The sequence below is a fragment of the Pseudomonas sp. 102515 genome (assembly GCF_031085165.1).
GTDB lineage: Bacteria > Pseudomonadota > Gammaproteobacteria > Pseudomonadales > Pseudomonadaceae > Chryseomonas.
The window spans coordinates 400,896-427,149 of the sequence record NZ_JAVHTY010000003.1 but is presented as its reverse complement, the minus strand read 5'-3'; the positions used below and the strand labels follow the sequence as shown (position 1 = coordinate 427,149).

The following is a 26,254-nucleotide window of genomic DNA, read 5'->3' as shown; positions in this document are numbered from 1 at the left end:
CCTAGCCCAGCACCGAGATGTCGGCGATGCCGAGGAACAGGCCCCGCAGGTGGGCGAGCAGCGCATAGCGGTTGGCACGGACGCGCTCGTCCTCGGCGTTCACCAGGACCTCGTCGAAGAAGGCATCCACCGGGGCACGCAGACTGGCCAGACGCTCCAGGGCTTCGCGATAGCGACGGGCTTCGGCCAGGGGCGCGGCATCCCGCTCGGCCTCGGCGATGGCGGCGGCCAGGGTACGTTCAGCCTCGGTTTCGAACAGGGCGGCATCGGCCTGGGCCGCGACCTGGCCTTCGAACTTGCCGAGCAGGTTGGAGACGCGCTTGTTGGCGGCCGCCAGGGCTTCGGCCTCGGGCAGGCGACGGAAGGCCTGCACGGCCTGGACGCGCTGGTCGAAGTCCAGCGCCGAGGCCGGACGTAGGGCGCGTACCGCCAGGTAGGCAGCGGTGTCGACGCCTTCGTCCTCGTAGCGGGCACGCAGGCGGTCGAAGACGAAGTCCAGCACCTGCTCCTGCAACCCCGCGGCCTTGACCCGCTCGCCGTAGCCGGCGATGGCGAAGGCGACGGCGGCCGGCAGATCCAGCTCCAGTCCTTTCTCGATGAGGATGCGCAGCACACCCAGGGCCTGACGGCGCAGGGCGAAGGGATCCTTGCTGCCGGTGGGCAGCATGCCGATGCCGAAGATGCCGACCAGGGTGTCGAGCTTGTCGGCCAGAGCCACGGCGGCACCGGTCAAGGTCTGCGGCAGCTCGGCGCCGGCACCACGCGGCATGTACTGCTCGTTGAGCGCCAGGGCCACGTCTTCGGCCTCGCCGCCCTTCCTGGCGTAGTAGTAGCCGGCGATGCCCTGCATCTCGGGGAATTCGCCAACCATCTCGGTGGCCAGGTCGCACTTGGCGAGGACGCCGGCACGGTGGGCGCGCTCGGCATCACCGCCGATGCGCTCGGCGATGGAGGCGGCCAGGGCAGCGACGCGCTGGGCCTTGTCGTAGACGGTACCGAGCTGGGCCTGGAAGACCACGTTCTTGAGGCGCTCGTTGAAGCTTTCCAGCGGCTGCTTCTGGTCCTGCTTGAAGAAGAACTCGGCGTCGGTGAGACGGGGCCGGACCACCTTCTCGTTGCCGCTGACGATCTGCGCGGGATCCTTGCTCTCCAGGTTGGCCACGGTGATGAAGCGCGGCAGGAGCTTGCCCTGGGCGTCCAGCAGGCAGAAGTACTTCTGGTTGTCCTGCATGGTGGTGATCAGGGCTTCCTGGGGCACGTCGAGGAAGCGTTCCTCGAAGGCGCAGACCAGGGGCACCGGCCATTCCACCAGGGCGGTCACCTCGTCCAGCAGCGCGGGCGGCACCACGGCGCTGCCCTGCTCCGCCGCGGCCAGTTCGGCCACGCGGGATTCGATCAGCTTGCGCCGCTCGGCGAAATCGGCCAGCACATGGGCGGCGCGCAGGTCGGCGGCATAGTGGGCTGGCGCGCTGATGCGCACGGCGTCGGGATGGTGGAAGCGATGGCCACGGGAGTCGCGCCCGGCCCGGCGAGTGAGGATCTCGCAATCGATGACCTCGTCACCGAGCAGCATCACCAGCCACTGGGTCGGACGGACGAATTCCTCGCGGCGGGCGGCCCAGCGCATGCGCTTGGGAATCGGCAGCTCGGCCAGGGAGGCTTCGACGATGCCGGGCAGCAGGCTGGCCGCCGGCTGACCGGGAATGCTCTGGGAGAATCTCAGCTTGGGACCGCTGCGATCGATGGCGCTGATGTCGACGCCACACTTGCGGGCGAAGCCCAGGGCCGCCTGGGTCGGCTGGCCATCTGCACCGAAGGCGGCCTGGATCGGCGGGCCGTCCAGATTGACGCTACGCTCGGGCTGCTGGGTCTGCAGGGCTTCGACCAGCACGGCCAGACGGCGCGGGGCGGCATAGGCACGGGCGCTGGCATAGCCGAGGCCGGCCTGCTTGAGGCCCTTCTCGATACCGGCGAGAAAGCTGTCGCCGAGGGTCTTGAGCGCCTTGGGCGGCAGCTCTTCGGTACCCAGTTCGACCAGGAAATCCAGAGTGGTGCTCATCATTCGCCCTCCTTGAGCAGCGCCTGGACATCGTCGCGACCCAGGACCTCGTCACGCAGCGCGGGGCTGGCCAGGGGGAAGCCCAGCCGGGCACGGGCCTTGAAATAGCCTTGGGCGACGCTGCGCGCCAGGGTGCGCACGCGTAGGATGTAGCGCTGGCGCTCGGTCACCGAGATGGCTCGGCGGGCGTCCAGCAGGTTGAAGGTGTGGGAGGCCTTGAGCACCATCTCGTAGGTGGGCAGCGGCAGGTCCAGGGCGATCAGGCGATTGGCCTCGGACTCGTAGAAGTCGAACAGCTCGAACAGCTTGGGCACATTGGCGTGCTCGAAGTTGTAGGTGCTCTGCTCCACTTCGTTCTGGTGGAAGACGTCGCCGTAGGTCACGGTGCCGAAGGGGCCGTCGGCCCAGATCAGGTCATAGACCGAATCCACGCCCTGCAGGTACATGGCCAGGCGCTCCAGGCCATAGGTGATCTCCCCGGTCACCGGGTAGCACTCGATACCGCCCGCCTGCTGGAAATAGGTGAACTGGGTGACTTCCATGCCGTTGAGCCAGACTTCCCAGCCGAGACCCCAGGCGCCCAGGGTGGGCGATTCCCAGTTGTCCTCGACGAAGCGCACGTCGTGCACCAGCGGGTCCAGGCCAATGGCGGCCAGGGAGCCGAGGTAGAGCTCCTGGAAGTTGTCCGGATTGGGCTTCAGGACCACCTGGAACTGGTAGTAGTGCTGCAAGCGATTGGGGTTCTCGCCGTAGCGGCCATCGGTGGGGCGGCGGCTGGGCTGCACATAGGCGGCGTTCCAGGTCTCGGGACCGATGGCGCGCAGGAAGGTGGCGGTGTGGAAGGTACCGGCGCCGACTTCCATGTCATAGGGCTGGAGTACCACGCAGCCCTGCTCGGCCCAGTATTGCTGCAAGGCCAGGATCAAGTCTTGGAAGGTGCGCACGGTGGGCTTGGACTGGCTCACGAAAAATACCCGTTCGGCTGCGACGAAAAGCCGGGGAGTATAGCCGAAAGGCGCCGTCGCCCGCATGGGGCGCGTGTCGCGGCCGGGCGGCTGGCCGGGTTGTCCGGACGGGCTGTCTCCGCTGGCGGGCAATTGCGCTAAGGTGAGGCCTTCCCTTCTCGACCGGGCTTTCGCCATGCCGCGTTGCTTCTGGTGCACCACCGATCCGCTGTACATCGAGTATCACGACCACGAATGGGGCGTGCCCCAGCGCGATCCGGCGGTGCTCTTCGAATTCCTCCTGCTGGAAGGCTTCCAGGCTGGACTGTCGTGGATCACCGTGCTGAAGAAACGCGAGCGCTATCGTCAGGTGCTCCATGGCTTCGATCCCGAGCGCCTGGCGCAGCTGAGCGATGCCGAGATCGCCATGCTGATGCAGGACCCGGGCATCATCCGCAATGGCGCCAAGCTGCGCGCCGCCCGTCAGAATGCCCAGGCCTGGCTGCGCCTCGAAGACCCTTCCCGCTGGTTGTGGTCCTTCGTCGGCGGCGCGCCGAGGATCAATCATTTTCGCGATCGGCAGGAGGTCCCAGCGATCACTCCGGAAGCCGAGGCCATGAGCAAGGCGCTCAAGCAGGCCGGTTTCACCTTCGTCGGTCCGACCATCTGCTATGCCTTCATGCAGGCCATGGGCTTGGTGATGGACCACACCCTCGATTGCGACCGCCATGCCGAATTGGCACCTTCGTCGGCAGAACTGCAGGAAAAGTCGAATGTATAGGCGCCAGTTGGCGCGAACCTTACGCTTTCTTAACGTTTCCGGGACTTGTAGACGGTAAACTGTCTGGGCATTCAGACAGGAGTCCCTCTTTTGGAAAGATTCAAAGGCGCGCTGATGATCGCCTTCCTGCGCCTTTTCGCCCTGCTGCCCTGGCCGCTGGTCCAGCGCCTGGGTGGATTCATCGGCTGGTGCATGTGGAAGCTGCCGACCCGTGCCAGCAAGGTCACCCGCATCAACCTTGCCCACTGTTTTCCCGAACTCGATGCCGCCGGTCTGGAGCGACTGTCGCGCGAGTGCCTGCGCGGCATTGGCAAGACCCTGACCGAAAGCGCCTGCGCCTGGATCTGGTCGCCCCAGCGTTCGCTGCGCCTGGTGCGCGAGGTGGAAGGCATGGACGTCCTGCAGGAGGCTCTGGCTTCCGGCGATGGCGTGGTGGGCATCACCAGTCACCTGGGCAACTGGGAGTTGCTCAACCACTTCTACTGCTCCCACGCCAAGCCGATCATCTTCTACCGCCCGCCCAAGCTGAAGGCGGTGGACGACCTGCTCAAGCGCCAGCGGGTGCAGCTGGGCAATCGCGTGGCGCCCTCCACCCCGGAAGGCATCATCAGCGTGATCAAGGAAGTCCGTCGCGGCGGCGCCGTGGGTATCCCGGCCGATCCCGAGCCGAGTCGCAGTGCCGGCCTCTTCGTGCCCTTCCTCGGTACCACCGCCCTGACCAGCAAGTTCGTGCCCTCGCTACTGGCGCGCGGCAAGGCCCGCGGAGTGTTCTTCCATGCCGTGCGCCTGGCAGACGGCAGCGGCTACAAGGTGATCCTGGAAGCCGCGCCGCCGGCCATGTACGACCCGGATCCGGAGGTCTCGGTGGCCGCCATGAGCGAGGTGCTGGCCGGCTACGTGCGGCGCTATCCGACGCAGTACATGTGGAGCATGAAGCGTTTCAAGAATCGCCCGGATGGTGAGGAGAAGTGGTACTGAGTTCGCTCGCCCGGGCCCTGCCCGGGCGCTGAGGGGCAGGCGATGGTCCTCTGACCTATCGCTCGGCGCTTCGCCGCCACCGTTCGGTCGGTGCGCGGCTGACAGGCGCAGGGCTTTGCCGGAAGCTGCCTGGACCTCAAGGGAGCGCCTAAGCCAGGGAGTCAGGCGATGAATTCACGCGATCAGCGCCAGCATACCCGTACCCCGCTCAAGTGCCGGCTATGGATCGCCTATCCGGATGGCGAGATCGTCGGTGAGACCCGTGACCTGTCCGATGGCGGCGTCTATGTGGTGCACCCCGAGCTGACCCGGCTGCCGCAGGGCACCCGGGTGGTCGGCCAGGTGCTCGACCTGCCGATCGAAGCGCCCAAGGTGACCATGGAAGTCATGCGCACCGACGGCGACGGCGCGGGCCTCAGGTTCCTGCGCGATCAGGACTGAGCGCGGCGCGCCAGGCGCTTGAGAAACACCGTCATCTCCTTTTCCGCCTGCTTGTCGCCCTTGGCCTGCGCCGCCTGCAGGCCCTGGGCCCAGGCCGCCTCGGCGCTGGTCAGGTCGCCACTTCCCTCATGGGCCTTGCCCAGCAGCTTCCAGGCCGCCGAATAGGCCGGATCGAATTCGACGCAGCGTGCCAGGTGCTCGATCGCCCGTGCGGGTTCTCCGGCATCCAGATAGCCCTTGCCCAGACCGAATCTGAGCAGGGCATTGTCCTGGCCGCGGGCGAGCATCTTCTCCAGGGATTCGAGCATGGCGAAGTCTCCTACTTGGCGATCTTGATCAGCTTGCAGTAATAGAAGCCGTCGTGGCCGTCGGGCTGCGGCAGGAGCTGGCGGCCGTGGGGCTGGGCAAGGCCCCAGGGGGCGGGAATGTCCAGCTCGCGGGCGCCCGGGGTGCGGGCGAGAAAGGCGGCGAGGTTGTCGCTGTTCTCTTCCGGCAACACCGAGCAGGTGGCATAGACCAGGATGCCGCCCACCTCCAGCGTCGGCCAGAGGGCGTCCAGCAATTCACCCTGCAGCTGGACCAGGGGCGCGATGTCGCTGGCCTGGCGGGTCAGCTTGATGTCCGGATGGCGGCGGATCACCCCGGTGGCGCTGCAGGGGGCGTCCAGCAGGATGCGCTGGAAGGGCATGCCGTTCCACCAGTCAGCCACGGCACGGCCGTCGGCGGCCAGGGTGCGGGCGGTGAGGCCCAGGCGTGCCAGATTCTGCTCGACCCGCTCCAGACGGCCGGCATCGGCGTCCAGCGCCACCACCTCGGCCAGCGCCGGCTCACGTTCCAGCAGGTGGCAGGTCTTGCCACCGGGCGCGGCGCAGGCGTCCAGCACCCGCTGGCCGGGCGCCAGCTCCAGGAGTTCGGCGGCCAGCTGGGCGGCTTCGTCCTGCACGCTGAGACGCCCCGCGGCAAAGCCCGGCAGGGCGGTGACGTCCTGGGGCTGCAGCAGGCGGATGCCGTCGGCGCTGAAGGCGCAGGGCACGGCATCGATGCCGTCGGTGGCCAGCTCGGCCAGATAGCTGTCGCGACTGCCCTGACGGCGATTGACCCTGAGGATCAGTGGCGGATGCAGGTTGTTGGCGGTGGCGATGGCCTCCCACTGCTCCGGCCAGCGCGCCTTGAGCGTCTTCTGCAACCAGCGCGGATGGGCCAGGCGCGCGGCGGGGTCATGTTCCAGGGTGGGGAGCAGGCTGTCGTATTCACGCTGGGCGCGGCGCAGCACCGCATTGAGCAGTCCCTTGGCCGAGGATTTCTTCAGCTTGTCGACGCAGCCCACCGTCTCGCCGATGGCGGCATGGGCCGGGATGCGGGTATGGAACAGCTGGTAGAGACCGATCAGCAGCAGGGCCTCCAGGTCACGGTCGCCGGCCTTGAAGGGTTTCTGCAGGAGCTTTTCCGCCAGCAGCGACAGTCGCGGCTGCCAGCGGGCGGTGCCGAAGGCCAGATCCTGGGCCAGGGCGCGGTCACGCGGATCGACCTTGGCCAGTTGCTCGGGCAGGCTGCTGCCGAGGGAGGCGCGGCCGGCGAGGACCGCTGCCAGGGCGCGGGTAGCTGCCAGCCGCGGATTCATAGACCCAGCACCTGACCGGGGGCGAAGCGCTCGCGACGGGCGTTGTAGAGATCGGCGAAGCCCAGCGGCTTGCCACCGGGCAGCTGCAGCCGGGTCAGGCGCAGGGCACCTTCACCGCAGGCGACCAGCAGGCCGGAGCGATCGGCATCCAGCACCATGCCGGGAACGCCCTGCCCTGCGGCCAGCTCCGCGGCCCAGACCTTGAGCGGTTCGCCGGCCAGGGCGGTGTGGCATAGCGGCCAGGGATCGAAGGCACGGATACGCCGCTCCAGTTCCACCGCCGGACGACCCCAGTCCAGCCGGGCCTCGTCCTTGTTGAGCTTGTGGGCATAGGTGGCGAGGTCGTCGTCCTGCACCTCGCCCGGCAGATTGCCGTCGGCCAGGCCCGGCAGCGCCTGGACCACGGCGGCGGCGCCCAGGCTGGCCAGGCGATCGTGCAGGCTGCCGCCGGTATCATCAGCGGTCAGTGGCGTGGTCACCTTGCTCAGCATGGGGCCGGTATCCAGACCGGCTTCCATGCGCATCACGGTAACTCCGGACTCGGTATCGCCGGCCTCCAGGGCGCGCTGGATGGGCGCCGCGCCGCGCCAGCGCGGCAGCAGCGAGGCATGGCTGTTGATGCAGCCCAGACGCGGGATATCGAGCACCGCCTGGGGCAGGATCAGGCCGTAGGCCACCACCACCAGCAGGTCGGGTTCCAGCGCCGCCAGGGTGGCCTGGGCCGCGGGGTCGCGCAGGGTCGGCGGCTGCTGCACGGGAATGCCGTGGGTCAGCGCCAGCTGCTTGACCGGACTCATGGCCAGTTTCTGGCCACGTCCGGCGGGGCGGTCGGGCTGGGTGTAGACGGCGGCGATGGGATAACCGGCGTCGATCAGCGCCTGCAGGTGCACGGCGGCGAATTCCGGGGTTCCGGCGAAGACGAGGCGAAGGGATCTGGACATGGCGGACCTGGCGGAAAGGGCGAGCGGCGGACGCCGAAGACGCCGTCCGCCAGGGCGATCAGGCCTTGTGGCGCTGCTGCTTTTCGAGCTTCTTCTTGATGCGATCGCGCTTGAGCGGCGACAGGTAGTCGACGAACAGCTTACCGTCGAGGTGATCGATCTCGTGCTGGATGCACACCGCCAGCAGGCCGTCGCATTCCAGCTCGAAGGGCTTGCCGTCGCGATCCAGGGCTTTGACCCGGACACGCTCGGGGCGGCAGACCTTTTCGTAGAAACCGGGGATCGACAGGCAGCCTTCCTGGTACTCACCCAGTTCCTGGGTGAGCGGCTCGGCCTCGGGATTGATGAAGACCAGGGGTTCGCTCTTGTCTTCGCTGACGTCGATCACCACCAGGCGGCGATGAACGTTGACCTGGGTGGCGGCCAGACCGATGCCGGGCGCTTCGTACATGGTCTCGAACATGTCGTCGATGGTCTGGCGCAGGGTGTCGTCCACCGTGTCGATGGGCTTGGCGACGGTACGCAGGCGGGGATCGGGGAATTCGAGGATGTCTAGGATCGCCATGGCGTTGAGGGCACTTGTGGAATACAGTCAAGGGGCGCTGCTAAGATGCCGCAGCGTTGTTTCCACCCGGCTCGGGCTGGTCCCGAGTGGTGGATGACGTCGGTCGACGGGGACGGGCGCCTGCGCTGCCCGGTGCCGACAGAGATGGCGATCAGGGCACGACTGGGGCGATTCCCCGACGTTTGCGTGAAGACGGTTCTTCAAGGCCAAGAGTGTAAAGGGATTCGACGCATGAGGAAATCTTTGTTCGCCCTGCTGCTGGTTGCAGGGGGCGCCCTGCAGTCGGCGTACGCAGCGGTTACCCTGCGTCAGGATCACCCGGAAAGCTACACCGTGGTTCGCGGCGATACCCTCTGGGACATCTCCGCCAGATTCCTCAGCAAACCCTGGGAATGGCCGGAGATCTGGCAGGCCAATCCGCAGATCAAGAATCCCCATCTCATCTATCCCGGCGACACCCTGGTGCTGAGCTATGTCGACGGCCAGCCGCGCCTGCAGCTCAACCGCGGCGCCTCGCGCGGCACGGTCAAGCTGTCGCCCACGGTGCGCAGCACGCCCATCGCCGAAGCCATCCCGGCCATTCCGCTGGAAGCGGTCAACAGCTTCCTCTTGCAGAATCGCGCCATCGATTCGGCCGAACAGTTCCAGGCGGCGCCCTATGTGGTGGCCGGCAACGCCGAGCGGGTGGTGAGCGGCGCCGGCGATCGCATCTATGTGCGCGGCAAGCTGCAGCCGGGCGTCTCGGCCTATGGCATCTATCGCCAGGGCAGGACCTATGTCGATCCCAAGACCGGTGCCTTCCTCGGCATCAATGGCGACTTCATCGGCAGCGCCGATCTGGTCACCCAGGAGGGCGACATCGCCACCCTGCGCCTGACGCGTACCACCCAGGAGGTGCGCCTGGGCGACCGGCTGTTTCCCACCGAGGAGCGGCTGGTGAACTCCACCTTCATGCCCAGCGCCCCGGCCCGCGACATCAACGGCCTGATCCTCGATGTGCCCCGTGGCGTCACCCAGGTCGGCCAGTTCGATGTGGTCACCCTCAACAAGGGCGCCCGTGACGGTCTGGCCGAGGGCAATGTGCTGGCGGTCAACAAGACCGGCGAGACGGTGCGCGATCGCATCACCGGCGAGCTGGTGAAGATCCCCGACGAGCGCGCCGGACTGCTGATGGTCTTTCGCACCTACGACAAGATCAGCTACGGCCTGATCCTGACCGCCACCCGCCAGCTGGCGATCATGGACAAGGTGCGCAACCCCTAACCCCTGCGGGTCGCCAGGACGGCGACCGGCCACCCCTCAAGGATGACACCATGGCCAGCCTTTCTCCTGCCGAGCTGGACGCTCGGCTTCGCCTGCACGCCCTGCCGGAGCTCGGTGCCGTGCGCCAGCGCCTGTTGCTGGATGCCTTTGGCAGTGCGGCCGCTGCCCTCAGTGCCCCCGCCTCGGCCTGGTGCGCCCTGCGCCTACCGGCGGTGGCCGCGGACGCCCGCCGCAGCCCGGCCACCCGCGAACGGGTCGACCAGGCCCTGGCCTGGCTGGAAGGACCCGCGCGCCACCTGCTTTGCCTGGGTGACGACCGCTATCCGGCGCTGCTGGCCGAGATCGCCGATCCACCCCCGCTGCTGTTCGTCGAAGGACGGGTCGAGTTGCTCGAACGACCGCAACTGGCCCTGGTCGGCAGTCGCCAGGCCAGTGCCCAGGGACTGGACAATGCCCGGCGTTTCGCCCACAGCCTGGCCGCGGCCGGCTTCTGCATCACCAGTGGCCTGGCGCTGGGCATCGATGGCGCGGCGCATCAGGGTGCCCTGGATGCCGGCGGCGGCACGGTTGCCGTGCTGGGTACCGGCCTGCGGCAGCTCTATCCGCGTCGGCATCTGGGTCTCGCCCGGCGCCTGCTGGCCGAGGGTGGCGCACTGGTCTCGGAATTACCGCTGGACTGCACGCCCCAGGCCGCCAACTTTCCGCGGCGCAACCGGATCATCAGCGGTCTCAGCCTGGGTACCCTGGTGGTGGAAGCCAGTCCCTCCAGCGGTTCGCTGATCACCGCGCGACTGGCCGCCGAGCAGGGCCGCGAGGTATTCGCCCTGCCCGGCTCCATCCATCATCCCGGGGCCCGCGGCTGTCATCAGCTGATCCGCGAGGGCGCGCAGTTGGTGGAGAGCGTGGAACACATCCTCGAAGCCCTGCAGGGCTGGCGTAGCCTGGCCCCGGCCGCCACACCCGCTGCGGTCGAGGATCATCCCCTGCTGCGCCACCTCACCGCCGGATCGCTCAACAGCGAAGAGCTGGCGCGGCTCTGCGGCCTGTCGCTGCCGGAGGTGCTGGTCCAGCTGACCGAGCTGGAGCTGGAGGGCCGGGTAGTGGTGCAGCAGGGCAGCTGGACGCGTCTCGGCTGACGGCGGATGACTGGCATCGGCAGCGCGCTCGGGTAGACTTCAGGGATTTGGCGGAGGCAAGGCGATGCACAACAGCTGGCGAGTGCGGCAGGCGGCGCGAATCGTGCGGGAGGGTGGCGTGCTGGCCTACCCTACCGAGGCCGTCTGGGGCCTGGGCTGCGATCCCTGGGATCAGGCCGCGGTCTATCGCCTGCTGATGCTCAAGCGGCGGCCCCTGGAAAAGGGTCTGATCCTGGTGGCCGACAACATCCGCCAGTTCGACTTCCTGCTCCACGATCTGCCGGAGGCCTCCCTGGCCAAGCTGGCCAGCACCTGGCCGGGCCCCAACACCTGGCTGGTGCCGCACCACAATCGCCTGCCCGGCTGGGTGACCGGCGCCCACGCCACCGTGGCGTTGCGGGTCTCCGAGCATCCGCTGGTGGGCGAACTCTGCGCCCTGACCGGTCCGCTGATCTCCACCTCGGCCAATCCCGCCGGTCGCCCGGCCGCGCGTACCCGGCTACGGGTCCAGCAGTACTTTCCCGATAACCTGGACGGCATCCTCATGGGCGAACTGGGTGGGCGCAAGAATCCCAGCGTGATTCGCGACCTGGTGACCGGCAAGGTCTTCCGGCCCTAGGTCAATCGAGCAGTTGGCGCAGTAACCGCGCCAGCGCATCGATCTGGAACGGCTTGGCTAGCGAGAGCTCGCCGTTCGGGGTCGGCCGCTTGGCGTGACCGCTGACGAATAGCACCGGCAGCTCCGGCCAGCGTTCACGCAGGCGCTCCGCCAGTTCGGCGCCGTCGAGATCCGGCAGGCCGAGATCGGTGATCAGCAGGTCACAGGGCAGATCGCCGTCGGCCAGGGTGAGCGCCGCCGAGGCACTGGCGGCGGTGCGCACGCGGTAGCCCAGCTCGGTGAGCATCTCGCGTAGCAGCAGCCGCACCGAAACATCGTCCTCCACCAGCAACAGGCGTTCGCCCCGACTCTGGGCGATGGCCGCCTGGGGCGTGTCGCTCACCGCCGGCCGCTCGGGCTGCGCACAGGGCAGCCAGAGGCTGACCCGGGTGCCGCTGCCCAATTCGCTCTCCAGGGTCACATGGCCACCCGACTGCTTGATGAAGCCATAGAGCATCGACAGGCCCAGACCGGTGCCCTGGCCAATGGGCTTGGTGGTGAAGAAGGGATCGAAGGCACGATCCACCACCTCGGCCGGCATGCCACTGCCGGTGTCGGCGATGGTCAGGCGCACGTAGTCACCCGGCGGCAGGTCATGTTCGGCGGCCAGGTCGGTGAGGTGATCAAGGGCGGTTTCCAGGGTCAGGCGACCCCCTTCGGGCATGGCGTCGCGGGCGTTGATCACCAGATTCAGCAGGGCGTTCTCCAGTTGGTTGGTGTCGGTGCGCGCCGGTGGCAACTGCAGCGCGAGGCTGCTGCGCAGGCTGATGCGTTCGCCCAGGGTGCGCTGGAAGAGTTCTTCCAGGGACAGGATCAGGTCATTCACGTTTACCGGCCGCGGATCCAGCGTCTGCCGGCGCGCGAAGGCCAGCAGGCGATGGGTCAGGGCGGCGGCGCGGGTGGCGGATTGCTCGGCGGTGTCCAGGTAGCGCTGCAGGTTGTCGTGGCGACCCTGGTCCAGGCGTCGGCGCAGCAATTCCAGGGAACCGCTGATGCCGGTGAGCAGGTTGTTGAAGTCATGGGCGATGCCGCCGGTGAGATGCCCGATGGCTTCCATCTTCTGCGCCTGGCGCAGCGCGGCCTCGGCGTTCTGCAGCGCCAGGGCGGCGTCGTGTTCGACGGTGACGTCGCGACCGAAGACATAGATGCGCCCGTCGTGATCGGCGGTGGCCTTCCACATCATGTGGCGCCAGTGGCCGTCGCGCGTGCGCAGGCGCCCGGGCAGATCGCTGAGCACCTCGCCGTGGCGCAGGGCGGCCAGGCGCGGAAACACCGGCGGATCGTCCGGGTGCTCCAGCGAGGTCGGCGGTTGATGACGCAATGCCTCGTCGTCCCAGCCCAGGGTGCGGCCCCAGGCGGGATTGCGGCTGAGCCAGCGTTGCCCCTGGATGACGCCGAGCAGGTCGTCGGCCACCCGCCACATGCGGTCACGCTCGACGGTGCGTTCGTGGACGCGCTGTTCCAGCAGTTCGGCCAGCCGGCGCAGGCGATGCTCGGCCATGCGGATCTCGCTGACGTCGGTGTGCACGCCCACCCATTCGCAGACCACGCCATTCTCCCGCACCGGCAGGGCGCGCACGCTGAAGGTGCGCCACTGGCCGTCGCGACAGCGCAGACGATGTTCGTCATGGAAATCCACCTGTTGCTGTACCGCCAGGCGCCAGCGGCGCAGGGTGCGGGGGGCATCCTCGGGATGCAGGGCATCGGCCCAGCCGTCCTGCTGATACTGGGCATAGCTCTGCCCGGTCAGGGTGCTCCAGGCGAGTTGTTCGCCGAGCAAATGGCCTTGGGCATTGCTGGTCCAGACCACCCCCTGCACCGCCTCCACGGCATTGCGGAAGCGCTGGTTGGACAGGTGCAGCGCGGCTTCGGCCTGCTTGCGCTGGGTGAGATCCACCACCACCAGGCTCACCGACAACTCCTGGCCGACTTCCGACTGCAGCGGCGAGCCGTGCAGGCTGACCCAGACCACCGAGCCATCCGGACGCAGGAAGCGCTGGTCCAGCTTGAAGCTGTCGCCCCGCTCGCGCAGGGTGTCGAGATGACGCTCCAGGATGGCCCGGTCCTCGGGATGGGTCTGGGCCTGCAGGGTCTGTTCCAGCACCCCGACTTCGTTGCGATCGAGCATTTCGCAATAGCGACGATTGGCGAGCAGGATGCGTCCGCGGGCATCGGTCTGGCAGATGCCGACCGTCGCCTGGTTGATCAGGCTGGCTAGCCGCGCACTGTGCTCGCGCAGGGCGGTTTCCGCATCGACGCGCTGCTGGACGTCGTCGAACAGGGTGACCGAGGCGATCACCTCGCCGGTGGCCGAGCGGACCGGCGCGCTGGAGACCTCCAGCAGCCGGATGCTGCCGTCGGGCCGCCGATAGCGCATCAATTCGGGCGCCACCGCCTGGCCGCTGCGCAGTACCCGTACCGTGGGGTAGTCGTCTACCGCATAGGGCTGGCCATTGGCGTGCAAGGCGCCGATGGTGCCATAGCGTTCGTCCAGCGTTTCGCCGGCCGGGCGTCTGCCCAGCAGGATATCGACGCGGTCGTTGAGCATCACCGCTTCTTCGCTGCCAGCCTCGGTGATGGAGATGCCCAGCGGCGCTTGCTGCAGCACGCTGGCCAGCAGTCCCTGTTCCAGCGACAGCCGCCGCTCCAGTTGTCGGGCCTGGTCCTGGGTCTGTTGCCGTACCAGCAGGGCGCCCAGCAGCAGGCCCAGCTGATCCAGCAACAGCCGGGTGTCCGCCTCGACGGCGCGGCCCAGTTGCAGATACCCCAGGGGCTGGGCGGCAGGGCCGAACGGGATCAGCAACTGACCCGCCGGCGGATTGCCCGCCTCGGCCACGGACAGCAGCCGCGCCTGGGGGTCGTCGGCCACGTCACGCAGGGCCTGGGTGGCGCACAGCCGCAAGGTGGCCAGATCCGTGGTGCCGCTGAGGCGCCTTGACCATTCGCCGAGCGCCTGCAGGCGTTGCGGTAGATCCCGCTCGGCGCTGCGCCGGGCGGCGAAACGGGCACGGCTCGCCGGGGCCTGCCAGACATGCAGCAACCAGCCCACCGCGACCTCGGCCCGGCGCAGCGGCACCAGATGCAGGTCAAGGCGTACCAGATGGCCATCGCGGTGGCGCAGGCCCTGGGTCTGGCAGCGTTCGAGGGCGGTCAGCCAGCCGTCGGCCGGTGGCTCCGGGAGCAGCAGGCCGACGATGGATTCACCGAGCCAGTCCTGCGCCGTCCAGCCCAGCAGCCGGGCGACGGCCGGGCACCACTGCCCGATCCGCCCGTCGGCGGTCAGGGTGATCAGCGCCGTGTCCGTGGCGGTGTCGAGCAGGCTGGCGAGGGGGCTGGAGATAGGCATGACGAGGGCAGCGATCCGGCCGATTCTTGAAAGAACGTCGAGGTCGTGACGACCTGACTGTCCGAGATAGACCGGCGTTTACCCCCGTCGTGCCGCCTGGCTGCGGGAAACTTAATGGCCGTCACGATTTCCCCGGCCAGGCACGCGGGCGCGTCGCCTCAGGGCAACAGGATGGTCGAGCCGCTGGTCTCGCGACCCGACAGCGCCCGATGCGCCTCCTGCACTTCGGCCAGTGGATAGCGCCGGCCGATGTCCACCTGGATGCGGCCGTCGGTGATCAGCTCGAACAGCTGATCGGCCATGTCCTGCAGGGCTTCGGGCGAGGCAGCGTAGGTGGCCAGGGTCGGCCGGGTGACATAGAGCGAGCCCTTCTGCGAGAGGATCCCCAGGTTGACCCCGGTGACCGCGCCGGAGGCGTTGCCGAAGCTGACCATCAGGCCGCGGGGCGCCAGGCAGTCCAGCGACATCTCCCAGGTGTCCTTGCCAACGCCGTCGTAGACCACCGGCACCTTGGCGCCGCCGGTCAATTCGCGGACCCGCGCCGGGACGTCTTCCTGGCGGTAGTCGATCACTGCCCAGGCGCCCAGCGCCTTGGCCTTTTCCAGCTTTTCCGGCGAGCCGGCGGTGCCGATCAGGCGTACGCCCAGGGCCTTGGCCCACTGGCAGGCCAGGGAGCCGACGCCCCCGGCCGCGGCATGGAACAGCACGGTGTCGCCGGCCTGCACTGGATAGGTCTGGCGCAGCAGGTACTGCACGGTCAGCCCCTTGAGCATGACCGCGGCGCCCTGTTCGAAGGAGATCGTCTCCGGCAGGTGCACCAGATGGCGCTCGGGCAGCACATGGACCTCGGCATAGGCGCCCAGCGGGCCGGTGGCATAGGCCACGCGATCGCCAGCCTTGAAGCGGGTGACGGCGCTACCGACCGCTTCCACCACCCCGGCACCCTCGGTGCCCAGACCCGAGGGCAGTGCCGGCGGCGGATAGAGGCCGCTGCGGTAATAGGTCTCGATGAAGTTGAGGCCGATGGCATGGTTGCGCACCTGCACCTCGTCGGGGCCGGGCGCGGCGGGTTCGAAATCCACAAGTTCGAGTACTTCGGGACCACCGGTGCGGCTGAACTGGATGCGCTGGGCCATGCTTGCGTGTCTCCTGGTTGGAGCCCTTGGCCGGGCTCTCTTGGGGTGAGCCTTCATCCAAGCCGCAACCGCGGGCCACGTCAACCGGTCGGATACGGGTGTTATGCTCTCCGCCCTCCCCGCCTGTTGTGGAAATCCTTGCGATGAATCCCTCCCTGGAGGCCGTCAAGGCCTATCTGCTCGATCTGCAGGAGCGCATCTGCGCCGCACTGGAAGCCGAGGATGGCGCCGCCGCGTTCGTCGAAGACGCCTGGACCCGGCCGACCGGCGGTGGTGGCCGCACCCGGGTGATCGCCGAGGGCGCCCTGCTGGAAAAGGGCGGCGTGAACTTCTCCCATGTGCATGGCGACAGCCTGCCGCCCTCGGCCAGCGCCCATCGCCCGGAACTGGCCGGGCGCAGCTTCGAGGCCATGGGCGTCTCCCTGGTCATGCACCCGCGCAATCCCCACATTCCCACCGCCCATGCCAACGTGCGCTTCTTTCTCGCCGAGAAGCCCGGCGAGGCGCCGGTCTGGTGGTTCGGCGGCGGTCTCGACCTGACCCCCTACTACGGCAACGAGGCCGACTGCGTGCACTGGCACCAGGTCTGCCATGACGCCTGCGCGCCCTTCGGCGCCGACGTCTATCCGCGCTACAAGGCCTGGTGCGACCGCTATTTCCACCTCAAGCACCGCGGCGAGCCACGCGGCATCGGCGGCCTGTTCTTCGATGACCTGAACGACTGGGACTTCGACACCTGCTTCGCCTTCCAGCGCGCCATCGGCGATGCCTTCGTCGACGCCTACCTGCCCATCGTCCAGCGCCGTCGCGACCAGCCCTACGGCCAGGCCGAGCGGGAATTCCAGGCCTATCGCCGCGGCCGCTACGTGGAATTCAACCTGGTCTATGACCGCGGCACCCTGTTCGGCCTGCAGTCCGGCGGGCGCACCGAGTCCATCCTCATGTCGCTGCCGCCCGAGGTGCGCTGGGGCTATGACTGGAAACCCGTGCCCGGCTCGCCGGAAGCGCGGCTGACCGACTTCTTTCTCACCGACCGCGACTGGCTCGCGCTCGCCCCAACGCCTGCAGGATAGAGCTCATGGATCGCTACGCCGTCTTCGGCAATCCCATCGCCCACAGCAAGTCGCCGCTGATCCACAGCCTGTTCGCCGACCAGACCGGGCAGCGCCTGCACTACGGGCCGCTGCTGGCGCCGCTGGACGGCTTCAGCGAAAGCGCCCGCAGCTTCTTCCAGAGCGGCCTGGGCGCCAATGTCACGGTGCCCTTCAAGGAAGAGGCCTATCAGCTGTGCGCTGAACTCACCCCGCGCGCGCGGCGGGCCGGGGCGGTGAACACGCTCAAGCGCCAGCCCGATGGTCGCCTGCTGGGCGACAACACCGACGGCGCCGGGCTGGTCCGGGATCTCACGGTCAACGCCGGTCTGCAGCTGGCCGGCCAGCGCGTCCTGGTGCTGGGCGCCGGCGGCGCCGTACGCGGCGTGCTGGAGCCACTGCTGGCCTGCAATCCCGGGCAACTGGTACTGGCCAATCGCACCGAACTCAAGGCGGTGCAACTGGCGCGGGAATTCGCCGAGCTGGGAACCATCGAGGTGGCGGCCTTCTCCACCCTGAGAGAGCCCTTCGATGTCATCATCAATGGCACCTCGGCCAGTCTCGGAGGCGGTCGTCCACCCCTGTCGGAGGCGGTCATCGGCCCGCAGACGGTGACCTACGACATGATGTACGGCAAGGACCTTACCCCCTTCAACCGCTGGGCCCTGGACGAGGGTGCCTTCCACACCCTGGACGGCCTGGGCATGTTGGTGGAACAGGCTGCCGAGGCCTTCGAACTCTGGCGCGGCGTGCGTCCCGAAAGCGCCCCGGTGCTGGTGGAGTTGCGGCGGCAGCTGGGTTAGTACCGCGACGCTGTTGGGCTTCGCTGCGCTCAACCCGACCTACGGGAGCGCTGTCGTAGGTTGGGTCGAGGCGACTCCATCGCCGAAGCCCAACGGGATTAGGTACCGGCGCGCACCGCTTGTGTCCCCTCCTCCCCATACCCCTCGGCCAGGTGCTGGTCCTTGAGCTTCACGTAGTTGCCGGCGCTGTAGGTGAAGAAGGCGCGTTCCTTGTCTTCCAGCGGGCGGATCTGCTTGACCGGGCGGCCGACGTAGAGATGGCCGCCTTCCAGCCGCTTGCCCGGCGGGACCAGGCTGCCGGCGCCGATCACTACCTCGTCTTCCACCACCGCGCCGTCCATGACGATGCTGCCCATGCCCACCAGCACCCGGTCGCCAATCGTGCAGCCGTGCAGCGTCACCTGGTGGCCGACGGTGACGTCGCTGCCGATCAGCAACGGATAGCCGTCCGGATTGAAGGGGCCGGCGTGGGTGATGTGCAGCACGCTGCCGTCTTGGATGCTGGTGCGGGCGCCGATGCGGATACGATGCATGTCGCCGCGGATCACCGTCAGCGGCCATATCGAGCTGTCTGCGCCGAGCTCGACCTCCCCGATCACCACGGCGGTGGCGTCGACGAAGGCGCGTTCGCCCAGGTGTGGGGTCTTACCCTGGAAAGTCCTTATGGTCACGATAGATACCTTTTCTCGTCGGAAGGGTCTTGAGACCTATTAGGATGGGCTCCATATATAACTGTCAAAGCCATCGCCCCGAGGGGAACGCCGTGAGCGCCAGCAATCCGCTGCTTCAGTCCTACGACCTGCCGCCCTTTTCCGCCATCAAGCCCGAGCACGTCGAGCCGGCCATCGACACCGTACTGGCCGAGAACCGTGCCGCCCTGGCCAAGTTGCTGGAGACCCAGAAGGAGCACCCCACCTGGGCTGGCCTGGTGCTGGCGATGGATGAGCTGAACGATCGGTTGGGCCAGGCCTGGAGCCCCATCGGTCACCTCAACGCCGTATGCAACAGCGCCGAGCTGCGTGCCGCCTACGAGGCCTGCCTGCCCAAGCTGTCGGCCTATTCCACCGAGATCGGCCAGAACAAGGACCTCTTCCAGGCCTACAGCCGCTTGGCCGAGAGCGAGGAAGCCAAGGGCTTCGACGTCGGTCAGAAGACCACCCTGGAACACGCGCTGCGCGACTTCCGCCTGTCCGGCATCGACCTGCCGCCGGCCGAGCAGCAGCGCTATGCCGCCATCCAGGCGCGCAAGTCCGAGCTGGGCAGCAAGTTCTCCAACCAGTTGCTCGACGCGACGCAAGCCTGGACCAAGCATCTCACCGACGAAGCCGCCCTGGCCGGCCTGCCCGAGTCGGCCAAGGCCCAGCTGCAGGCCGCCGCCCAGGCCAAGGCGCTGGACGGCTGGCTGGTGACCCTGGAATTCCCCAGCTACTACGCGGTAATGACCTACGCCGATGATCGCGCCCTGCGTGAAGAGGTCTATGCCGCCTACGCCACCCGCGCCTCCGAACAGGGCCCCAATGCCGGCCAGTTCGACAACGGCCCGGTGATGGAAGAGTTGCTCGACCTGCGTCAGGAACTGGCCCGCCTGCTGGGCTACGCCAACTACGCCGAGCTGTCGCTGGCCACCAAGATGGCCGAGAGCAGCGACCAGGTGCTGGGCTTCCTGCGCGACCTGGCGGTGCGCTCCAAGCCCTTCGCCCAGCGCGACCTGGAAGAACTGCGTGCCTTCGCCGCCGAACAGGGCGTGCAGGATCTGCAGAGCTGGGACACCGGCTACTTCGCCGAAAAGCTGCGCCAGCAGCGCTATTCGCTGTCTCAGGAAGAGGTCCGCGCCTGGTTTCCGGTGGACAAGGTGCTCTCCGGCCTGTTCGCCACGGTACAGAAGCTCTATGGCATCGAGATCGCCGAGCTGCGCGACTTCGAGAAGTGGCACCCGGACGTGCGCCTGTTCGAGATCAAGGAGAACGGCACTTCCATCGGCCGCTTCTACTTCGATCTCTATGCCCGCGCCAACAAGCGCGGTGGCGCCTGGATGGACGGTGCCCGCGACAAGCGCCGCGATGCCCAGGGCCGGCTGATCGATCCGGTGGCCTACCTGGTCTGCAACTTCACCCCGGCCAGCCCCGGCCAGCCGGCGCTGCTCACCCATGACGAGGTGACCACCCTCTTCCATGAATTCGGCCACGGCCTGCACCACCTGCTGACCCGCGTCGAGCATGCCAGCGTCTCCGGCATCAACGGCGTGGCTTGGGATGCGGTGGAGCTGCCCAGCCAGTTCATGGAGAACTGGTGCTGGGAGCCCGAGGGCCTGGCGTTGATCTCCGGTCATTACGAGACCGGCGAGCCGCTGCCCCAGGAGCTGCTGGACAAGATGCTGGCGGCGAAGAACTTCCAGTCCGGCCTGATGATGCTGCGCCAGCTGGAATTCTCGCTGTTCGACTTCGAGCTGCACGCCAGCCACGGCGACGGCCGCAGCGTACGCGAGGTGCTGGAAGGCATCCGCGACGAGATTTCCGTCGTACGGCCGCCCGCCTACAACCGCTTCCCCAACAGCTTCGCGCACATCTTCGCCGGCGGTTATGCGGCGGGTTACTACAGCTACAAGTGGGCCGAGGTGCTGTCCGCCGACGCCTTCGCCAAGTTCGAGGAAGAAGGCGTCTTCAACCCGGAAACCGGTCGGGCCTTCCGTGACGCCATCCTGGCCCGCGGCGGCTCCCAGGCGCCCATGGTGCTGTTCGTCGACTTCCGCGGCCGCGAACCCAGCATCGACGCCCTGCTCCGCCATTCCGGGCTGAGCGAGGAGGCGGCGTGAACGAGCCGATCCGCAAGAGGTTCATCGCCGGTGCGGTCTGCCCGGCGTGCCAGGCGCAGGATACCCTGAAGATGTGGACCCAGGACGGCACGCCCCATCGCGAGTGCGTCTCCTGCGGCTACAGCGACACCCTGGACGAGCGCGGCAATTCGATCCCCAAGGAATTGCCGACGCGGGTCAACATCAGTACGCTGAAACCCAAGAAGCCCGATCCCAAGGTGCAGGCCGTGCAATTCTTTCCCAATCCCAAGCTGAAGAAGCCGGACTAGGAAAAGGCGACCTCCAGAAAAGCCGCGCCCGGTCATTCAGGCGCGGCTTTTCCGTTTCTGGGCTAGGGAAATTGGTCCGCGTGAGGTTCGACTACCGGTGAAAACGGGAGCTGGCCTGGGGGGGGTCTCAAGCTTTATCCACAAAAAGCGGATTCGATAGCCAGCCGATCATCTTTTTAATTCATTGATAATAAAGGGTTTTTATTTGATCTCTGACGGGATTTAGAGATATCTTCCGAAGTTATACCGATTTTATCCCCGATTTATCCACAGCTTATGAGCCCGGGAATGACCCAGGAGTCTTTTTCAGCGACCAGACTCCAAGTGGATAACCCATGCCGTCATCCCTCATGAGGAAAGCCCTCGATGCGTACCTTCCTCTCCGCTGCAGCCCTCTGTCTGATCGGCAACCTGGCCCTGGCCGCGCCTCCGGATCACGGGCCGGGTGGGCCCAAGGGTCCGCATGGACCGGGCTGGCAGGAACAGCGTGGCTCCCATGGCCAGGGACCGGGTCCCAAGGCGCGTGGCCAGGGTCACCCGGATACCGGACCGGCCGCCGGTGGATCGCCGGATCTGGGACCGGCGCGGGAGCGCATCCAGGCGCTGCGTGGCCAGATCGGCCGGGGTGGCGACCTGCCGCCGGGGCTGCGTCTGGAGCGTGGGCGCCCTCTCCCACCCGGTTATGGCCGACCGCTGCCGCCGGGCATCGCCCGCCAGCTACCGGACTACCCGGGCTACGAATGGCGGCGCCTGGGTGCCGACATGGTGCTGGTCGCCGTGGGCACCGGGCTCGTCTACGCCATCCTGCAGGGCGTGCTGGACTAGCCCGGCCAATTCTTTTACCGGCAGCCCTCGGCCAGCGCCGAGTTCACCGCGGGCTCTGGCACGGCCTCCTCGGGCCGGTCGGCCCGACGTGGACCGCCAGCGCGCCGACGCAGGCGATAAATGGCGAAAGGCCTCTGGCACAGTGCCAGCCCGGATTTCAGTAGAATAGCCGCCGCGCGCGGCCGCCTTCCGCCTCCAGGCGGTAGGGAAACCGGGCCGCCTCGCATCGGTCTCAACGCCCATCGCTCGCCAAGGATTTCCCATGAGAGCTCTGCCCCGTCTGCTGCCGCTGGCCCTGTTCGCCCTGCTCGTCGGGTACAACGCCCCGGCCCGCGCCGAGCCCGGCCTGTTCAATCTGCTGGTCGGCAGCTACACCGCGGGCAGCAGCCAGGGGCTGTATGTCTATCGCTTCAACAGTCGCAATGGCCAGATCGATGGCCCGCTGCGCATCGTCAAGGCGTCCAATCCGTCATTTCTGACCCTGTCTCGCGATGGTCGGACCCTGTTCACCGTCAACGAGAATGGCCGGGGTTCGAGCGGCGACAGCATCGGGCGGGTCACCTCCTATCGCTTCGAACCCGGCAATGGCCGTCTGCAGCAGATCAGCCAGGTCAAGAGCCTGGGTGACGAGCCGACCCACTCCAGCCTCAGCACCGACGGCAAGTTCCTGTTCGTGGCCAACTACTCCAGCCTGCCGGAAGGCTCCCTGGCGGTGCTGCCGATCCAGGACGGCGGCGTGCTCAGCCCGGTGGCGCAGATCGAATTCCACCAGCCCAGCGAACAGCACCCGCGCCAGCAGTCCAGCCATGTGCACGCGGCGGTGACCACCCCGGACGGTCGCTTCGTCTTCGCCCCGGATCTGGGCGCCGACAAGGTATTCGTCTATCGCTATCTGCCGCAGCAGCCGGAACGGCCGCTGGCGGCCGCCGAGACGCCCTTCGTGCCGGTGCCGGAAGGCAGCGGGCCGCGCCACCTGGTGTTCAGCGCCGATGGCCGCTACGCCTACCTGACCCTGGAACTGGCCGGCCAGGTGATGGCCTTCGCTCATCAGGACGGCATGCTGCGGCAGTTGCAGAGCTACAGCCTGACGCCCCAGGAATTCACCGGCGAGCGGGATGCCGGTGCGCTGCACCTGTCCGGCGACGGGCGCTTCCTCTATGTCGCCAGCCGCGGTACCGATAACCAGTTGGCGGTGTTCGCGGTGAATCCCGACGGCACCCTGACCTTTGTCGAGCGCCATCCGGTCAACGGCCTGTCGCCACGGGAATTCGCCATCGATCCGTCCGGGCGCTTCTTGCTGGTGGCCAACCAGAAATCCAATCAGCTCAAGGTCTTCGCCCGGGACCCCGACAGCGGCAAGCTCGGCGACGAACTCCAGAGCCTGGACGTTGGCGCCCCGGCTGACCTCAAATTCGTCGCGGTACCCTGAGAAGCTGTTCGCGATCTGCTGTGCGTCGGCCAACCTGCGTTGGAAAATGCCTTCAGAATGCTCATTTACCCTACGTAAACTGCGCTTCTCTAGTCGTTTTCGCCTTGTTTGGCTCTAGCTCGCGAGATCGTGAACAGCTTCTTATGACTCCTTTCGACCGTCTGCACCACGTGGCGCTGATCTGCGCCGACTACGAACGCTCCCGGCACTTCTACACCGAGATCCTCGGGCTGCCGGTGATCGCCGAGACCTATCGCGAGACCCGGCGCTCCTGGAAGCTGGATCTGGCGGTGGGCGCGCATGCCCAGCTGGAGCTGTTCTCCTTTCCCGATGCCCCGCCCAGGCCCTCGCGCCCGGAAGCCCAGGGGCTGCGCCACCTGGCCTTCGCCGTGGCCGACCTGGACGCCACCGTCGCCCACCTGCAGGGCCATGGCGTGGTCACCGAGCCGATCCGCACCGACGAGCTGACCGGCAAGAGATTCACCTTTTTCGCCGACCCGGACGACCTGCCGCTGGAAGTCTACGAGCGCTGAGTGCGGCTCAGGTCGCCAGCCGCGCGCCGGCCAGGGACTCGCGCGGCATCTCCAGCTCTTCCAGCAGCCAGTCGAGAAAGCGCTGCACCAGCCGCTGGCGCCGCTTGCGCTCGGGCAGGATGGCGTAATAGCCATAGCGCGAGGTGGCCAGTCCGGCGAAGGGGCGACAGAGCAGTTCCTGCCGCAGCAGCTCGTCCACCAGGTGGCGCCAGCCGATCGCCAGGCCCTGGCCGGCGATGGCCGCCTGGATCACCAGGGTGTAGTTGTCGAAGCTCAGCACCGCGCCGGACGGCGCCGCGGGCAGGGGCGCCAGGTCCAGCGCCGGCAGCAGGGTCTTCCAGTCGTACCAGCGGCTGTTGGGCGCCGCCTTGAGGTGCAGCAGCGGCCAGTGGCCCAGTTCCGCAGCGGGCAGCGGCGGCTGCCGGCCCTGGAGCAATCGCGGACTGCATACCGGGAAGACTTCCTCACGAAACAGCGGCCAGGCCTCACCATGCTTGAAGCGACCGTCGCCGAAACCGAGGGTGATGTCGATTTCCGGGCCGGGCAGGGGGACGCGGTCGCTGGTGACCAGGCTCACGTCCAGCGCCGGATGGCGGGCATGGAAGCGCGGCAGGCGCGGTAGCAGCCAGTAGGAAGCGAAGGCGAAGTCGGTGGCCACCCGCAGGATCTCGTGAGCGGGGCGGGCGGTGACCTGGCGCACACCCTCGTCCAAGGTGGCCAGTCCGGCCTCGACGTATTCCTGCAGCAGCCGACCGGCCTCGGTGAGCAGGATGCCGCGGTGCACCCGGTCGAACAAGCGCACCTGCAACTGGGCTTCCAGGCGCTTGATCTGCTGGCTGATGGCCGGCTGAGTGGTACCCAGTTCGCCCGCTGCCGCGGTAAAGCTCAGACGGCGCGCCACCACTTCGAAGGTGCGCAGGCTGTCCAGCGCCAGGGCAGGGCGGTCGGCAGGGGTAGTGGCGTCCAAGAGAGCGTTTCCCTGGTGATCAGACATAAGTCCAGCTTATCCGAAACATCACTCCGGATGGCCTTCACGCAAATTTCTCGGCGTTGGATGATGGGTCAACCATAAGCAACCCTGATCCTAGCGGAGGCGCTCTTGTCCAAGCCGATGAACATCCTCTTCCTCATGGCCGACCAGATGGCGGCGCCCATCCTGCCGCTGTACGACGCCGCCTCGCCGATCAAGCTGCCCCATCTGCAGCGCCTGGCCGAGCGCGCCGTGGTGTTCGATTCCGCCTACTGCAACAGCCCGCTGTGCGCACCCTCGCGCTTCACCCTGGTGAGCGGCCAGCTGCCGTCGAAGATCGGCGCCTACGACAACGCCGCCGATTTCGCCGCCGACATTCCCACCTATGCCCACCACCTGCGCCGCCTCGGCTATCGCACGGCGCTGTCGGGCAAGATGCACTTCTGCGGACCGGACCAGTTGCATGGCTACGAGGAGCGCCTGACCAGCGACATCTATCCCGCCGACTACGGCTGGGCGGTGAACTGGGATGCTCCGGACGTGCGCCCGAGCTGGTACCACAACATGTCCTCGGTGCTGCAGGCCGGGCCCTGCGTGCGCACCAATCAGCTGGATTTCGACGAAGAGGTGGTCTTCAAGGCGCGCCAGTACCTCTACGATCACGTGCGTCGTGGCGACGACCAGCCCTTCTGCCTGACCGTGTCCCTGACCCATCCCCACGATCCCTACACCATTCCCCGGGAATTCTGGGACCTGTACAACGAGGTCGACATCCCGTTGCCGGAAGGCGCCATTCCCCAGGCCGAGCAGGATCCTCACAGCCAGCGGCTGCTCAAGGTGATCGACCTCTGGGACAAGCCCCTGCCCGCAGCCAAGATCCGCGACGCCCGCCAGGCCTACTACGGTGCCTGCAGCTACGTCGACGCCCAGGTCGGCCATCTGCTCAAGACCCTGGAAGAATGCGGTCTGGCCGACGATACCGTGATCGTCTTTTCCGGCGACCATGGCGACATGCTCGGGGAGCGCGGGCTCTGGTACAAGATGCACTGGTTCGAGATGGCCGCGCGGGTACCGCTGCTGATCCATGCACCCGGGCGCTTCGCCCCGGCGCGGGTGCAGGCCTCGGTATCGACCATGGACCTGCTGCCGACCTTCGTCGAGCTGGCCGGTGGCCAGCTGCCGGCCGAACTGCTGCTGGATGGCCGCTCGCTGCTGCCGCACCTGGAAGGCCGGGCAGGGCACGACGAGGTCATCGGCGAATACCTGGCCGAGGGCACCGTCAGCCCGCTGCTGATGATCCGTCGCGGCGCCTACAAGTACATCCATTGCGAACTGGATCCGCCGCTGCTGTTCGATCTCCGGAACGATCCGCTGGAGCGCGAGAATCTGGCCGCCAGTGCCGACCATGCCGAGCTGCTCGCCAGCTTCCAGGCCGAGGTCCGCCAGCGCTGGGACCTGCCGCGCCTGCACCACGAGGTGCTGGCCAGCCAGCGGCGGCGGCGCTTCGTCGCGGCGGCCCTGGCGCAGGGCGAGCGGACCAGCTGGGATCACCAGCCCTTCGTCGATGCCAGCCAGCAATACATGCGCAATCACATCGACCTCGACGACCTGGAGCGTCGCGCGCGCTACCCTCAACCCTGAACCGCTAACAGG

23 protein-coding genes and 3 pseudogenes are annotated in these 26,254 nt (G+C 67.5%); 14 read left to right on the top strand and 12 right to left on the bottom strand.

Annotated elements, in window-relative coordinates; all coding sequences use genetic code 11:
* Position 1: 1 nt before the first annotated feature.
* Entirely contained in the window at positions 2–2,059 is a 2,058-nt protein-coding gene (gene glyS, locus RCF34_RS13330; protein WP_308708599.1) for a glycine--tRNA ligase subunit beta, read from the bottom strand.
* A complete protein-coding gene (gene glyQ / locus RCF34_RS13325) occupies positions 2,059–3,024 on the bottom strand; it encodes a glycine--tRNA ligase subunit alpha (RefSeq protein WP_150340262.1) in 966 nt (321 codons plus the stop codon). The genes glyS and glyQ overlap by 1 nt, the downstream gene beginning before the upstream one ends.
* 175 nt (positions 3,025–3,199) lie before the next feature.
* On the opposite strand from glyQ, the gene RCF34_RS13320 reads away from it, so the two are divergent.
* The 3 genes from RCF34_RS13320 to RCF34_RS13310 all read left to right on the top strand — a co-directional run bounded on the left by RCF34_RS13320 (position 3,200) and on the right by RCF34_RS13310 (position 5,203).
* Positions 3,200–3,784, top strand: coding sequence for a DNA-3-methyladenine glycosylase I (locus RCF34_RS13320; protein ID WP_308708598.1), 585 nt, complete (start codon positions 3,200–3,202; stop codon positions 3,782–3,784).
* Between the two features lie 90 nt (positions 3,785–3,874).
* Entirely contained in the window at positions 3,875–4,762 is an 888-nt protein-coding gene (locus RCF34_RS13315) for a lysophospholipid acyltransferase (protein WP_187980760.1), read from the top strand.
* A 168-nt stretch (positions 4,763–4,930) separates the two neighbouring features.
* Positions 4,931–5,203 carry a PilZ domain-containing protein gene (locus tag RCF34_RS13310; protein ID WP_007160145.1) on the top strand — a complete coding sequence of 91 codons (273 nt, stop codon included), beginning with the start codon at positions 4,931–4,933 and terminating at the stop codon, positions 5,201–5,203.
* Here the strand turns inward: RCF34_RS13310 and RCF34_RS13305 are convergent.
* The 4 genes from RCF34_RS13305 to def are packed head-to-tail and all read right to left on the bottom strand — an operon-like array spanning position 5,194 to position 8,330.
* Entirely contained in the window at positions 5,194–5,511 is a 318-nt protein-coding gene (locus RCF34_RS13305; protein ID WP_308708597.1) for a tetratricopeptide repeat protein, read from the bottom strand. The genes RCF34_RS13310 and RCF34_RS13305 overlap by 10 nt on opposite strands.
* Before the next feature lie 11 nt (positions 5,512–5,522).
* Positions 5,523–6,824: a 16S rRNA (cytosine(967)-C(5))-methyltransferase RsmB gene (gene rsmB, locus RCF34_RS13300; protein WP_308708596.1), complete on the bottom strand. Its 1,302-nt coding sequence runs from the start codon at positions 6,822–6,824 to the stop codon at positions 5,523–5,525.
* Positions 6,821–7,765 carry a methionyl-tRNA formyltransferase gene (gene fmt / locus RCF34_RS13295; RefSeq protein ID WP_308708595.1) on the bottom strand — a complete coding sequence of 315 codons (945 nt, stop codon included), beginning with the start codon at positions 7,763–7,765 and terminating at the stop codon, positions 6,821–6,823. Before fmt ends, rsmB begins: the two co-directional genes overlap by 4 nt.
* 58 nt (positions 7,766–7,823) lie before the next feature.
* Entirely contained in the window at positions 7,824–8,330 is a 507-nt protein-coding gene (def, locus tag RCF34_RS13290; RefSeq protein ID WP_308708594.1) for a peptide deformylase, read from the bottom strand.
* 231 nt (positions 8,331–8,561) lie between these two features.
* Here def and RCF34_RS13285 point away from each other — a divergent pair, with 231 nt between their 5' ends.
* From RCF34_RS13285 to RCF34_RS13275, 3 genes are all read left to right on the top strand, one after another.
* A complete protein-coding gene (locus tag RCF34_RS13285) occupies positions 8,562–9,593 on the top strand; it encodes a LysM peptidoglycan-binding domain-containing protein (protein WP_308708593.1) in 1,032 nt (343 codons plus the stop codon).
* Positions 9,594–9,643: 50 nt separating this feature from the next.
* The gene (gene dprA, locus RCF34_RS13280; RefSeq protein ID WP_308708592.1) at positions 9,644–10,729 is read left to right on the top strand and encodes a DNA-processing protein DprA; all 1,086 of its coding nucleotides are present in this window, start codon (positions 9,644–9,646) and stop codon (positions 10,727–10,729) included.
* 64 nt (positions 10,730–10,793) lie between these two features.
* On the top strand, positions 10,794–11,348 hold the full coding sequence (locus tag RCF34_RS13275) for an L-threonylcarbamoyladenylate synthase (RefSeq protein WP_158891449.1): 555 nt from the start codon (positions 10,794–10,796) through the stop codon (positions 11,346–11,348).
* A 1-nt stretch (position 11,349) separates the two neighbouring features.
* On the opposite strand, the pseudogene RCF34_RS23070 reads toward RCF34_RS13275, so the two are convergent.
* The 4 genes and pseudogenes from RCF34_RS23070 to RCF34_RS13265 all read right to left on the bottom strand — a co-directional run.
* Positions 11,350–11,667, bottom strand: a pseudogene (locus tag RCF34_RS23070) (response regulator); the annotation flags it as partial.
* Positions 11,668–11,808: 141 nt separating this feature from the next.
* Positions 11,809–12,048, bottom strand: a pseudogene (locus RCF34_RS23065) (ATP-binding protein); the annotation flags it as partial.
* Positions 12,049–12,249: 201 nt separating this feature from the next.
* Positions 12,250–14,733: pseudogene (locus RCF34_RS13270) on the bottom strand (PAS domain S-box protein); the annotation flags it as partial.
* A 158-nt stretch (positions 14,734–14,891) separates the two neighbouring features.
* Positions 14,892–15,869 (bottom strand): NADPH:quinone reductase, encoded by a 978-nt coding sequence (locus RCF34_RS13265; protein WP_308708590.1) that lies wholly within the window; start codon positions 15,867–15,869, stop codon positions 14,892–14,894.
* A gap of 143 nt (positions 15,870–16,012) precedes the next feature.
* On the opposite strand from RCF34_RS13265, the gene hemF reads away from it, so the two are divergent.
* Both hemF and aroE read left to right on the top strand, forming a co-directional pair.
* On the top strand, positions 16,013–16,942 hold the full coding sequence (gene hemF / locus RCF34_RS13260) for an oxygen-dependent coproporphyrinogen oxidase (RefSeq protein WP_308708589.1): 930 nt from the start codon (positions 16,013–16,015) through the stop codon (positions 16,940–16,942).
* Positions 16,943–16,947: 5 nt separating this feature from the next.
* Positions 16,948–17,763 carry a shikimate dehydrogenase gene (gene aroE, locus RCF34_RS13255; RefSeq protein WP_308708588.1) on the top strand — a complete coding sequence of 272 codons (816 nt, stop codon included), beginning with the start codon at positions 16,948–16,950 and terminating at the stop codon, positions 17,761–17,763.
* A 98-nt stretch (positions 17,764–17,861) separates the two neighbouring features.
* On the opposite strand, the gene RCF34_RS13250 is transcribed toward aroE, so the two are convergent.
* A complete protein-coding gene (locus RCF34_RS13250; RefSeq protein WP_308708587.1) occupies positions 17,862–18,434 on the bottom strand; it encodes a gamma carbonic anhydrase family protein in 573 nt (190 codons plus the stop codon).
* 44 nt (positions 18,435–18,478) lie between these two features.
* Here RCF34_RS13250 and prlC point away from each other — a divergent pair, with 44 nt between their 5' ends.
* The 5 genes from prlC to RCF34_RS13225 all read left to right on the top strand — a co-directional run bounded on the left by prlC (position 18,479) and on the right by RCF34_RS13225 (position 23,631).
* Positions 18,479–20,575, top strand: coding sequence for an oligopeptidase A (gene prlC / locus RCF34_RS13245; protein WP_308708586.1), 2,097 nt, complete (start codon positions 18,479–18,481; stop codon positions 20,573–20,575).
* Positions 20,572–20,844, top strand: coding sequence for a YheV family putative zinc ribbon protein (locus tag RCF34_RS13240; protein ID WP_308708585.1), 273 nt, complete (start codon positions 20,572–20,574; stop codon positions 20,842–20,844). Before prlC ends, RCF34_RS13240 begins: the two co-directional genes overlap by 4 nt.
* Before the next feature lie 366 nt (positions 20,845–21,210).
* Positions 21,211–21,669: an anti-virulence regulator CigR family protein gene (locus RCF34_RS13235; protein ID WP_308708584.1), complete on the top strand. Its 459-nt coding sequence runs from the start codon at positions 21,211–21,213 to the stop codon at positions 21,667–21,669.
* Positions 21,670–21,931: 262 nt separating this feature from the next.
* Positions 21,932–23,098: a lactonase family protein gene (locus tag RCF34_RS13230; protein WP_308708583.1), complete on the top strand. Its 1,167-nt coding sequence runs from the start codon at positions 21,932–21,934 to the stop codon at positions 23,096–23,098.
* Between the two features lie 143 nt (positions 23,099–23,241).
* Complete coding sequence (locus tag RCF34_RS13225; protein ID WP_308708582.1) at positions 23,242–23,631, top strand: VOC family protein; 390 nt, start codon at positions 23,242–23,244, stop codon at positions 23,629–23,631.
* Positions 23,632–23,638: 7 nt separating this feature from the next.
* On the opposite strand, the gene RCF34_RS13220 is transcribed toward RCF34_RS13225, so the two are convergent.
* Positions 23,639–24,625, bottom strand: coding sequence for a choline sulfate utilization transcriptional regulator (locus RCF34_RS13220; protein WP_308708581.1), 987 nt, complete (start codon positions 24,623–24,625; stop codon positions 23,639–23,641).
* Positions 24,626–24,742: 117 nt separating this feature from the next.
* On the opposite strand from RCF34_RS13220, the gene betC reads away from it, so the two are divergent.
* Entirely contained in the window at positions 24,743–26,242 is a 1,500-nt protein-coding gene (gene betC, locus RCF34_RS13215; RefSeq protein ID WP_308708978.1) for a choline-sulfatase, read from the top strand.
* Positions 26,243–26,254 lie beyond the last annotated feature (12 nt).